This window comes from Streptomyces turgidiscabies Car8, assembly GCF_000331005.1.
GTDB classification, from domain to species: Bacteria; Actinomycetota; Actinomycetes; order Streptomycetales; family Streptomycetaceae; genus Streptomyces; species Streptomyces turgidiscabies.
In genome coordinates this window covers 28,010-39,563 of sequence record NZ_AEJB01000328.1, presented here as the reverse complement: position 1 = coordinate 39,563, position 11,554 = coordinate 28,010, and the positions used below count along the sequence as shown (strand labels likewise).

General features: G+C 71.0%; 10 protein-coding genes. 5 read left to right on the top strand and 5 right to left on the bottom strand.

Annotated elements, in window-relative coordinates; all coding sequences use genetic code 11:
• Positions 1-68: 68 nt before the first annotated feature.
• Complete coding sequence (locus tag STRTUCAR8_RS22125; RefSeq protein WP_006378113.1) at positions 69-1,613, top strand: alpha/beta hydrolase; 1,545 nt, start codon at positions 69-71, stop codon at positions 1,611-1,613.
• Between the two features lie 87 nt (positions 1,614-1,700).
• On the opposite strand, the gene STRTUCAR8_RS22120 is transcribed toward STRTUCAR8_RS22125, so the two are convergent.
• A complete protein-coding gene (locus tag STRTUCAR8_RS22120; RefSeq protein WP_006378102.1) occupies positions 1,701-2,624 on the bottom strand; it encodes an LLM class F420-dependent oxidoreductase in 924 nt (307 codons plus the stop codon).
• A 271-nt stretch (positions 2,625-2,895) separates the two neighbouring features.
• Here STRTUCAR8_RS22120 and STRTUCAR8_RS53450 point away from each other — a divergent pair, with 271 nt between their 5' ends.
• From STRTUCAR8_RS53450 to STRTUCAR8_RS22110, 3 genes are all read left to right on the top strand, one after another.
• Positions 2,896-3,063, top strand: coding sequence for a hypothetical protein (locus tag STRTUCAR8_RS53450; protein ID WP_006378142.1), 168 nt, complete (start codon positions 2,896-2,898; stop codon positions 3,061-3,063).
• Between the two features lie 130 nt (positions 3,064-3,193).
• A protein-coding gene (locus tag STRTUCAR8_RS48975) for an IS5 family transposase (RefSeq protein WP_100247623.1) occupies positions 3,194-4,065 on the top strand; the annotation gives its coding sequence in 2 pieces (ribosomal slippage) (positions 3,194-3,640 and positions 3,643-4,065; 870 coding nt in all).
• Between the two features lie 27 nt (positions 4,066-4,092).
• Positions 4,093-4,464: a hypothetical protein gene (locus STRTUCAR8_RS22110; RefSeq protein WP_078507127.1), complete on the top strand. Its 372-nt coding sequence runs from the start codon at positions 4,093-4,095 to the stop codon at positions 4,462-4,464.
• 8 nt (positions 4,465-4,472) lie between these two features.
• On the opposite strand, the gene STRTUCAR8_RS22105 is transcribed toward STRTUCAR8_RS22110, so the two are convergent.
• The 4 genes from STRTUCAR8_RS22105 to STRTUCAR8_RS22090 form a co-directional block, all read right to left on the bottom strand.
• Positions 4,473-4,946 carry a DUF6099 family protein gene (locus tag STRTUCAR8_RS22105; RefSeq protein ID WP_006378147.1) on the bottom strand — a complete coding sequence of 158 codons (474 nt, stop codon included), beginning with the start codon at positions 4,944-4,946 and terminating at the stop codon, positions 4,473-4,475.
• 159 nt (positions 4,947-5,105) lie between these two features.
• Positions 5,106-5,459, bottom strand: a complete 354-nt coding sequence (locus tag STRTUCAR8_RS22100; RefSeq protein ID WP_078507268.1) for a nucleotide pyrophosphohydrolase — start codon at positions 5,457-5,459, stop codon at positions 5,106-5,108.
• Complete coding sequence (locus STRTUCAR8_RS22095; protein WP_006378110.1) at positions 5,456-6,628, bottom strand: hypothetical protein; 1,173 nt, start codon at positions 6,626-6,628, stop codon at positions 5,456-5,458. The genes STRTUCAR8_RS22100 and STRTUCAR8_RS22095 overlap by 4 nt, the downstream gene beginning before the upstream one ends.
• A 92-nt stretch (positions 6,629-6,720) precedes the next feature.
• Positions 6,721-7,110: a cell division protein SepF gene (locus tag STRTUCAR8_RS22090; RefSeq protein WP_006378108.1), complete on the bottom strand. Its 390-nt coding sequence runs from the start codon at positions 7,108-7,110 to the stop codon at positions 6,721-6,723.
• Positions 7,111-7,381: 271 nt separating this feature from the next.
• Between STRTUCAR8_RS22090 and STRTUCAR8_RS22085 the strand changes: the two genes are divergently transcribed.
• Positions 7,382-11,518 carry a bifunctional nitrate reductase/sulfite reductase flavoprotein subunit alpha gene (locus STRTUCAR8_RS22085; protein WP_006378126.1) on the top strand — a complete coding sequence of 1,379 codons (4,137 nt, stop codon included), beginning with the start codon at positions 7,382-7,384 and terminating at the stop codon, positions 11,516-11,518.
• The last annotated feature ends 36 nt before the right edge of the window (positions 11,519-11,554 follow it).

Sequence of the window (11,554 nt, the reverse complement as noted above, 5' to 3'; positions counted from 1 at the left end):
CGATTACCGAAGCCGGGTCGGTCCGGGAGCCGGGCTCCCACTCCGACCGACACGAGATTGCGAGACCCGTGAGCCGCCCCCCACGTCATACGGCCCTGCCGTGCGCACTGCTGTGCGCCCTCCTGATCGGCGCCGCGCCCCTCACCCCCACCCCGACAGCCCAAGCCACCCCTGCCCCTGCTCCAGCCCCCACCTCCGCCGGCATCCACTTCGGCACCTGCCCCGACTCCGTACCGAGACCGGCGGCGCCCGAGACCGTCGAGTGCGGCCGGCTCGACGTGCCCCTGAACTGGGACGCACCGGTGGCAGGCGGCCCCCGGCTGCGGATCGCCGTCTCCCGGGTCCGCGCCTCGGGTACGGCCGCCGAGCGGCGCGGCATCCTCCTGGTGAACCCAGGCGGGCCGGGCGGCTCCGGGGTGCCGTACGCGGTCACGAAGCGGGCCAGGCTGCCCGAGAGTGTTCGACGGGCGTACGACGTGATCGGCTTCGATCCACGTGGCACCGGCCTGAGTTCACCCGCCGACTGCGGTGCGATGGGCGGCCTGTTCGACAGCGACCGTCCGGGTGCGGACCCGGTGCCCGTGGGGCCCCGGGCCGAGTCGGCGTACCTCCGCTCACTGCGCGCGCTGGCGGACGACTGCGCGGCGGGCGTCGGCGGCGAGGCGCTGCCGCACCTCTCCACAAAACAGACGGCACAGGACATGGACGCGATCCGTGCCGCCCTCGGCGAGCACCGGACGAGCTTCCTCGGTGTCTCGTACGGGAGTTATCTGGGCGCCGCCTACGCGGCCCAATTCCCTCACCGGGTGGGGAAGATGGTGTTGGACAGTGTCGTCGGGCCGTGGAATTGGTACGAGTTCGACGTCATACAGAGCCGGGCGCTGCTGCGCCAGCGCGACACCTTCTTCGCCTGGACAGCACGGCACCCGGACCGCTTCGGGCTCGGCGACGACGCCCCGGCGGTGCGTGACGCGTATCTGCGAGTGCGGGACGGGCTTCGCGCACGGCCCGTCGACGGGTTCGGGGCGACGGCCTTCGACCGGGCCGTCTACCGTGCCCTCGGCCGCACCGAACGCTGGGAAGGCCTGGCCGACGGACTGCGGACGTATCTGCGGGACGGTACGCCGGGCACACTCCGCCCCGCGACCGCCCCCGACTCGCCGGACGCACGGGTCTTCGAGGCCGCGAACCGCACGGTGAAGTGCGCCGACGGACCCGGCCCGGCACCCGGACGCGTCCTTGCCGACCTCCACCGCACGCGCCTGCTGGACCCACAGCCCGTGCTGACCGGCATGGAGGCGTCAGCCTGCGCCTTCTGGCACCACCGGCCTGCCCGCCGTACGGCCCTGGGCAGCCCCGCCGCCCCGCCCGTCCTCCTCATCGCCTCCGCCCACGACCCCGTCACCCCGATCGAGGGCGCCCGCGAACTGCGCCGTCTGCTGCCCGGCTCCCGCCTGGTCACCCTCGACGACGACTACTCCCACGGCGTGTTCGCGAGCCGGGGCAACCCGTGCGTGGACTCGACGGCCGCCGCATATCTGGTCGAGGGGCGGGTGCCACCGGCGGATGTGCGGTGCGCGGGGCCGGGGTTGCCGGTGGTGGCCGACCGGTAGCCCGCGCCGCAGGCGTACCCCGTCGTGTCCGGGCAGGGGAGGCTTCGACGGGGTACGCACCGGCCACGCGCGGGCCAGGCATCGGGGTTACGACAGCTGGGACTGCACCTGCGAGGAGATGAGTTCCAGGTGGTCCAGGTCGTCGAGGTCGAGGATCTGGAGGTACATCCGCCGGGAGCCGACCTCCGCGTACCGGCCGATCTTCTCCACGACCTCGGCCGGGGAACCCGCCAGTCCGTTGGCCTTCAGTTCGTCGACCTCACGGCCGATCGAGGCGGCGCGGCGGGCCACTTCCTGGTCGTCCCTGCCGACGCAGACCACGAGCGCGTTCGAATACGTCAGGTCGTCGGCCTTGCGGCCCGCATCCTCGGCCGCCGCCCGCACCCGGCCGAACTGACGCTCGGTGTCCTCGACCGACCCGAAGGGCATGTTGAACTCGTCGGCGTACCGTGCGGTCAGCCGTGGGGTACGGGCCGCGCCGTGGCCGCCGATGAGTACGGGGATCCTGTCCTGCGCGGGCTTGGGGAGGGCCGGGGAGTCGGTGAGGTCGTAGTGCGTGCCGTGGTGGCTGAACGTTTCGCCGGCCTTGGTCCCCCACAGACCCGTGACGATCGCCAGCTGCTCTTCGAGGCGGGCGAACTTCTCCTGCGGGAACGGGATGCCGTACGCCTTGTGCTCCTCCTCGAACCAGCCCGCGCCCAGGCCGAGTTCGACCCGGCCGCCGGACATCTGGTCGACCTGCGCGACCTGGATGGCGAGGACGCCGGGGAGACGGAAGGTGGCGGCCGTCATCAGGGTGCCGAGGCGGATGCGGCTGGTCTCGCGGGCGAGTCCGGCGAGGGTGATCCAGGCGTCGGTGGGGCCGGGCAGGCCGTCCCCGTCTCCCATGTGGAGGTAGTGGTCCGAGCGGAAGAACGCGTCGAACCCGAGGTCCTCGGTGGCCTTCGCCACGGTGAGCAGGGTGTCGTAGGTGGCGCCTTGCTGGGGTTCGGTGAAGATACGAAGGTCCATGACCCCCATCCTGCACGGTCGAACACCGGTCAACCCCACCGGTGTCCCCTGTCCCACGCCTCCCCGGTCGGGTGAAAAAGCGTCAACGGCGTGTGAGGTGCGGGGCTGTGCCAGTGACCCCCCACAGTGGTGATCGTTGGCTCGGTCGGTGCCGGCCCGACCGGCGCCCGCGCCGGCACCGACCGGCCGGCGAGTTCGACTGCCGGCCCGCTCGTTCCGGGGCGCACCCGCGTCGGCTCCTTCGGGGGCCAGGGGCCGAGGAGGCCGTCCATTGTCCGAAGAAGTCGTGCCGCAGCAGGCGGGGCCCGCACAGCCGAAGGGACTGCTGCAGCAGATGGAGGAGCTGATGGCCGCACTGAACGCGGATCTGTCGGCGCTCGACGCGGATTTCCAGTCGGCGGGGGTGCCGTCGTCCGCCGAGGAGCCTGAGGTGGGTTGAGGTCGGCTGCGACTGCCAGGGCCGAGCCGCGCGGCTCGGCCCGCGCCCACCAGCCGCGCACCCGGCGAACCGCTAGGCCGTGTTTTGGAAGTGACCCCGCAGTTCCTCTTCGGGCCGCGATGATCTCGGGGTGGGGCGTGGGGATCTTTCGGATGAGCAGTGGTCGGTGCTGGAGCCGTTGTTGCCGGTCGGGGGACTGGGGCGTCCGGTTCGCAACCGGCGTCTGTTGATCGACGGGGTGCGGTGGCGTGTGCGGACCGGTGTGCCGTGGCGGGATCTGCCGGTCGAGTACGGGCACTGGCAGACGGTCTACGGGCTGTTCAGGCGTTGGCAGCGTGAGGGTGTGTGGGCTGGGATCTTGACTGCTCTGCAGGCCCGGGCCGATGCTGCGGGTCTGATCGTGTGGGAGGTGAACGTCGATTCCACGGTCTGCCGGGCCCATCAGCATGCTGCCGGTGCCCGCCGGGACACGGCCGGGCAGAAGGAACCTGCGGGCGGGACGCGGACCGAGCCGGACGATCACGGGCTGGGCCGCTCGCGCGGCGGATTCTCCACGAAGATCCATCTGGCCTGTGAGCAGGGGGGGGGAAGCCGCTGGCGCTGCTGGTCACGGCGGGCCAGCGGGGTGACAGCCCGCAGTTCGAGCGGGTCCTCGAAGCGATCCGGGTGCCCCGCACCGCCGGCGGACGCCCGCGGGTGCGTCCATTGCGGGTACGGGGCGACAAGGCGTATTCCTCGCGAGCCAACCGCGCCTACCTGCGCCGACGCGGGATCAGGTGCACGATCCCCGAGCCGGCCGACCAGATCCGCAACCGCAGGCGCCGAGGCGGCACGGGAGGGCGTCCGCCCGCTTTCGACCGCCAGGACTACAAGGCCCGCCACGCGGTCGAGTGCGGGATCAGCCGCCTCAAACAGCACCGGGCCGTGGCCACCCGATACGACAAGCTCGCCGTCCGCTTCGAGGCGACGGTTCAGATCGCGGCGGTCCAGCAGTGGCTGTGACCTGCCGCCGGCCCATCCGGCCGTGCCATGCTGGCGCCCGAACCGACAGCGCACCATGGGGAGAGTCCAGTGGCCGCCAAGTACTACTGCGCAGACAGCGAAAACGGCGACCACATCGACGACCCGTCCGAGGATGCCCTGTTCGAATTGATCAGCGAACTCAACGACAAGGACAACACGTTCGTCGTCGTCCAGCCCGACCAGGACGACCCAGCCTGGTTTGTGTCCGTCGCTGTCGCTGACGAAGGCGGCTACGAGATCGTCCGACGCGACACCACCCGCCGTGAACACAAGGTCGACACCGATACCAGCATCGACCGGATCGCAGGCGACCTCATCGTCTGGCTGGCCGCCCGCAACTTCCCCGGACGCCCAACCCACCAGACCAGCACCTTCTAAAACACGGCCTAGCCCGCGACCCGTTCCGCTCCGCCCGCCGCCTCCCTGGCCGCCAGCTTGCGGAGCATTTCCAGGACCCGGTCGCGGGACTCGTCCGCCGCGTCGATCGACTCCATGCACTGCCAGTACGTCGTCTCGTCGTCCGCCGCGCTGGCGATGCCGACCAGGGCTATGCCGGCCTCGCCGAGGAGGTTGCCGAGGCAGAGAAGGGTCTGGCGGGCGTCACCCAGCTCGGTGAGCTGGGCCGCGCGTAAGGCGCCGACGGCGAGGCGCGGTTCGTCCAGTACGCCGCAGCCTCGGCCCGCCAGTTCGGTCAACCCCAGTGCCTCGCCCCGCAGTTCGGGTGGTCCGGTGACTGCGAGGCGGCTGCCTATCGCTTGCGCGAGGGCCTGCGCCTGCCACACCTCCGCCAGGGTCCGGGACACGCCTTCGCTGATCGCGAGGGCATGTCTGCTCGTCAGAATGAGCTGCACCGCGTCCATGCGCTGCCCCCGTCTGTTCCCGACGCGCTGTTCGCACGTCCGCCCGAACTACACTGTCCACTACCCAGAGTGAAGGGCCGTGGGGCGAAAAGCCAGAGGAAGGCGGAAATCTGCGGACAACAAAAGGAGAACGGACCGCAATTCGACTCCGGAGAGTAACTACTCTGCTTTCGGGAACCTCTGTTCGTTGCGGTCGATCTTCGCGTCGAGGGCGGCCAGCGCGTCGATCCCGAGCACCTCGCACAGCTGGAGCAGATACGCGAGCACGTCGGCGACCTCGTCGGTCACCCGGTGGGCGGTGTCCGGGTCGTCCATCACCCGCGCCGACTGCTCGGGCGTCAACCACTGGAAGATCTCGACCAGTTCGGACGCCTCCACACTGAGCGCGGCGGCGAGGTTCTTCGGGGTGTGGAACGGCTGCCAGTTCCGTGCCGCCGCGAAGTCGGCCAGCCTGCGCTGGAGTCGCGCCACATCCAACCGGCCTGCATTTTCGGCGTGTTCTTGGTCTGTCACGGCTCCAGGTGTACCACCGTCACCCCCGGCACCCCCTCCGCCCAGGACGCGTCGCTCACCGTACCGAGGAGGCGGATATGACCGCGCTCGCACATCCGGGCCGCCAGCCGCAGGAGTTGCTCGCGCTGCCGGACGTCGAGGGCCCGGTCGAAACCGTCGGCGAGGACCGTGAGCGCCTGGAGGGCGTCGGGTACCTCGCCGGGCCGGTCGACGGTCAGTACGCCGGGGCCGGTCAGCAGGACCAGCGCCAGACCCGCGTACCTCAACTCGCCGTCGCCCAGCCTGCCGAAGCCGGTGAGCAGCCCGTCGCCCCGGTCCAGTACGGCCCGGACGCGTCCGTCGGCGACCTCGTCGGCCCGTACGTCCCCGACCGGGCCCGTGCAGGCCTCACGGACGGCGGCGACCAACAGGCCGTGGCGGATGGTGCATTCGGACCGGGTGCGCCAGAGGACCTCGGCCAGGTTGCCGCAGTCCGGCAGGAGCCGCCCGCTGCCCACGGGGACCGCCGCGCGCATCCGGTCGGGCCGGGGATCACAGGCGAAGACGGAGCGCAGGGCGACGACCATCTGCTCGGCGGCGGCGATGACCTGGCGCTGTCCGTCCGTCTTCCCGGCCACCCGCAGCGGCAGCAGGGCCGTGCCGAGCAGGTCGTCCGGCATCGGGGCACGGGTGACCGTCGCCGAACCGGCGGTGTACCAGGCTGCCTGGACGGTGCGCCGGCCGGGATCGCGCAGCGCCGTCTCCAGCAGGACCACTCCGCCGGCGCTCAACCGCTCGCCCACGATGCGCAGTTCGGGCTCGGCCTGGACGGCGACGTCGAGCCGTACGGGACCCTCGGGACCGTCCGCCGTACAGCCGATGCGGAAGCCGCGCCGGCTCTGGGCGTCGGGGCGGGCGCGTTCCGGTACGCAGGCGGCCGGATCCCGGAACGCCTCCCCGACGGTGACGCCGGAGCCGAGCCGGGCCAGCGACTCGTACGCCCTGAGCGCTGTCGACTTGCCGCCGCCGCTCGGACCGGCGAGGAGGGTGAGCCGCCCGAGCGGGAACCTGGTCTGTCGGTGCCCCGCGTAGGCGGCCAGTCTCAGTTCGGTGACGCTCGGCCGGTCGGGACGCGCCGCCCTCTGTTCCGCGGTGGCAGGGGAGGGCGGTAAGTCCAGCGAGAGGGTCATATCCGGACCGTAGGCCTCCGCCTGCGAGGCGAACCGTTTTGTCCGCCGCACCTTCCTACGAACGGGGGACGGATCTCGCCGTGCGGCCGGTCTCAGTGCTCCGGGATGCCCGCTCCCCCCATGAGTCCGCCGACCTCGGTGCCGGGCGGGGTGAGAAGGAACACGTTCCGGTCGACCCGGTGCATCCCGCTCGCCAGGCCGAAGACGACGCCCGTGCTGAAATCGAGGACCCGCTTGGCGGTGTCCGTCTCGGCGCCCGTCAGATCGAGGAGCACCGGTATGCCCGCCATCAGCGTCTCTGCGACCTCTCGCGCGTCCGCGAAGACATTGACGCGCAGGACGACGAAACGCCGCCTGGCCTCGGTCTGCGCCTCGGGCATCGACCGGTGGCCCACCGCGGACGGCCAGGCGTCCCGGCCTCTCAGCGGTACTACCTGGGCGAGCCCCTCCCACTGTTCGTCGGTGACATCGTGGCTGTTCATCGACCCACTCCGCCCTGGCTCGCACTGACTGTCTGCATCAGCCAATTCTTACTCATGGTCACCCGATCGGCCCAATACGACACGCTCAGCGACCCCCTGTGTGAGAAAAATCCGAACACCTATCCGTACCTCACAGCACTGACACTCTGGCTGTGCAGCGGGCGTAACCGCTCATGATCGGATCACGTGACATCGACGTAACGGGCAATTCGTACGCTCATGAGCAGCGGGCCCGGCATGAAGAACGACGGAAGACGGAGAAAGGCAGCACGTGACCACTACCCCCACGACCACGCAGGTACGAACGGTGTGCTCGTACTGCGGGGTGGGCTGCGGAATCGTGCTGGACGTCGGGCTCGGACCCGACGGGCGGCGTACGGTCTTCAAGGCGTCCGGGGACAAGGCGCACCCCGCGAACGCGGGACGGCTGTGCACCAAGGGGGCCACCACCGCCGACATGCTCAGTGCGCCCGGCCGGCTGACCACCGCGCTGGTCCGGGACGGCTTCGACGACCGGGGCGAGGAACTGGTGCCGGCGCCCGTCGCGGACGCCGTCGCCGAGACCGCCCGGCGGCTGCGGGCCATCGTCGACGAGCACGGGCCGGACGCCGTCGCCTTCTATGTCTCCGGGCAGATGGGCCTGGAGGCGCAGTATCTGGCGAACAAGCTTGCCAAGGGGTTCGTGGGCACGAACCAGATCGAGTCCAACTCCCGGCTGTGCATGGCCAGCGCGGGCACCGGATACAAGCTGTCGCTGGGCGCCGACGGGCCGCCCGGCTCGTACGACGACTTCGACCTCGCCGACGCCTTCCTCGTCATCGGGTCGAACATGGCCGACTGCCATCCGATCCTGTATCTGCGGATGATGGAGCGGGTGAAGGCGGGGGCCAGGCTCGTCGTCGTCGACCCACGCCGTACCGCCACCGCCGCCAAGGCCGACCTGTTCCTGCAGATCAGGCCCGGCACGGATCTGGCCTTCCTCAACGGGCTGCTCCACCTCCTGCACGCCGAGGGGTACACGGACCAGGAGTTCATCGCCGCCCACACCGAGGGCTGGGAGGAGATGCCGGCCTTCCTCGCCGACTACACGCCGGACGCCGTCTCCGCGATCACCGGCATCCCCGAGGACGACATCCGGGAAGCGGCGCGCATCATCGGGGAGGCCGGCGAGTGGATGAGCTGCTGGACCATGGGGCTCAACCAGTCCACGCACGGCACCTGGAACACGAACGCCCTGGTCAACCTGCATCTCGCCACCGGCGCGATCTGCCGCCCCGGCAGCGGGCCCTTCTCCCTCACCGGTCAGCCCAACGCGATGGGCGGCCGGGAGATGGGGTACATGGGGCCGGGGCTTCCCGGCCAGCGGTCCGTACTGGTGGACGAGGAGCGGGCGTTCGTCGAGGACCTGTGGGAGCTGCCGGCCGGCACGCTGCGCAAGGACGGCGCCGGGCTCGGCACGATCGAGATGTTCCGGCGGATGGCCGAGGGGCAGATCAAGGCCTGCTGGATCATCTGCACCAACCCGGTCGCCTCGGTCGCCAACCGCCGTACGGTGATCGAGGGCCTGGAGGCCGCCGAGTTCGTCGTCACCCAGGATGTCTTCGCGGAGACGGAGACCAACGCGTACGCCGACATCGTGCTGCCCGGCGCCATGTGGACCGAGGCGGAGGGCGTCCTCGTCAACAGCGAGCGCAACCTCACCCTCGCCCGCGCTGCCGTCGACCCGCCGGGCGACGCCATGGCCGACTGGCGGATCATCGCGGACGTCGCCCGCGCCATGGGGTTCGAGGGCTTCGCGTACGAGAGCGCGGAGGACGTCTTCGAGGAGCTCAAGCGGGCGTGGAACCCGAAGACCGGGTGGGACCTTCGCGGGGTCACCTACGAGCGGCTGCGGGAGACTCCCGTGCAGTGGCCGGCCGCCTCGGTGGACGGGCCCGCGCGCAATCCCGTTCGCTACCGGGAGGAGCCGGACGGGCTGCGCTTCCCGACGGCCAGTGGGCGTGGTGTCTTCCACGCCCGGCCGCATCTGCCCGCCGCCGAACTGCCCGACGACGACTTCCCGTTCGTTCTCAACACCGGGCGCGTGCAGCACCAGTGGCACACGCTGACCAAGACGGGGAAGGTCGCCAAGCTCAACAAGCTGAACTCCGGGCCGTTCGTGGAGGTCCATCCCGAGGACGCCCAGGAGTTGGGGGTCGTGGACGGCGACTCGGTCGAGGTCGCCTCGCGGCGCGGGCGGGCCGTGCTGCCGGCGGTCGTCACCGACCGGGTGCGGCGGGGCTGCGTCTTCGCGCCCTTCCACTGGAACGACCTCTTCGGGGAGTACCTCAGCATCAACGCCGTGACGAGCGACGCCGTCGACCCGCTGTCCCTGCAGCCGGAGTTCAAGGTGTGCGCGGTCTCCCTGGTGAGGGTGCACCGGCCCGAGGCCCAGGTGCGGCCCCCTGCCGCCCCCGAGCCCGCCCGTCCTCAAGCCCCGGTCGCCGTACCGGAGTTCGCGTTCACTCCCGCTCCCCCGCCCGTGCTCAGCGCGCAGGAGCGTCAGTACCTCTCGGGTTTCCTCGCCGGGCTGCCCGCCGGCGCCGTGGGGATTCCCGTGCTGCCGGCCTCCGCTCCGTTCAGCGCCGAGCACGCCGACTGGGTGAACGGGATGCTCGCCGGGATGTACTCCAGGACCGTGGAGGCTCCGCCGCAGGAACGGGTCGGTGTCGGGGTCCAGGTCGACGGACGCGAGGTCGTCGTGCTGTGGGCCTCGCAGACGGGCAACGCCGAGGAACTCGCCGGTGCGACCGCCGAGCGGCTGAACGCCGGTGGGCACCGGGCGAGGCTCGTCGGTATGGACGAGGCCGATGTGACCGCCCTCGCACGCAGCGCCGATCTCCTCTTCATCACCAGCACCTTCGGCGACGGCGACGCCCCCGACAACGGCTCCGGCTTCTGGGACACGCTCTCCGGGGAGCAGGCACCGCGGCTGGACGGCGTGCGGTACGCCGTCCTCGCGCTGGGGGACTCCTCGTACGACGACTTCTGCGGGCACGGGCGCCGACTGGACGCGCGGCTCGACGAGTTGGGGGCGGTGCGGATCACTCCGCGCACCGACTGCGAGCCCGACTTCGAGCCGTCGGCGGACGCGTGGCTCGACCAGGTGCTCGACGTGCTGGACACGCAGGACGTCAAGGACAGCAAGGACAGCAAGGACAGCAAGGACGCGCCAGAGCAAGCGAGTTCCCCCCTGAAGCAGGACGTGGGCACGGCGTCCGCCCCGGTCTCCGCACCCACCTTCCGGTCCGCCAAGCCCGCACCCTCCCCCGCCCGACTGGTCGGCAACCGGCTGCTCAGCCTGCCCGGCGCGACCAAGGAGGTGCGCCGGTTCACCTTCGACACCAGCGGTACGGCACTCACGTACGAAGCGGGTGACGCGCTCGGGGTGCGGCCCGTCAACTCCACGGCCCTGGTGGAGGAATGGCTGGCCGTGACCGGACTGGACGCGTCAACCGGCGTGGAAGTCGAGGGAGTTGGGATGTTCTCGCTCTCCGAGGCACTGCACCGGCAGCTCGACATCACCCGGATCACCCCCGACCTGCTGCGCTTCGTCTCCGAACGGGCCCGGGACAACCGTGAGTTGAAGAAGCTGATGCGGTCCGACAACAAGGACGGCCTGGCCCGCTGGTCCTGGGGACGGCAGGCCGTCGACGTGGTCGCCGAGTACGGGGTGCGGGCGTCCGCGCAGGAGTGGGTGAAGGTGCTGCGACGGCTCCAGCCCCGTCTGTACTCCATATCGTCGAGCCCCCTCGTCGACCCGACCCGGGTGTCGCTGACGGTGTCCGTGGTCCGGTACGAGAACCTGCACGGCCGCCCGCGCGGCGGAGTCTGCTCGCCCTTCCTGGCCGACGCCGGGCCGGACACGGCGGTCCCGGTCTTCGTCCAGCGCGCGCCGCACTTCAGGCCCCCCGCGGACGCCTCGACGCCGATGGTGATGGTCGGGCCGGGGACGGGGGTCGCGCCCTTCGTGGGGTTCCTGCAGGAACGCCGGGCGCTCGGGCACACGGCGCCGAACTGGCTGTTCTTCGGCGAGCAGCACCGCGCCACCGACTTCTACTACGAGGACGAGCTGGCCGGCCTGGTGTCGGAGGGCACGCTGACCCGCCTGGACACCGCGTTCTCCCGCGACCAGCGCAACAAGGTCTACGTCCAGGACCGGATGCGCGAGCACGGGCCCGAGCTGTGGCACTGGCTCCAGGAGGGCGCCCACTTCTACGTCTGCGGCGACGCCTCACGCATGGCGAAGGACGTGGACCGGGCGCTGCGGGACGTCGCGGTGGCGCACGGCGGTCTGAGCGAGGACGAGGCGGGCGCGTACGTGAAGCAGCTGACGGCGGCGAAACGCTATGTGCGCGACGTGTACTGACTGAACGGGTACTGACTGAATGTGCCCTACACGTGT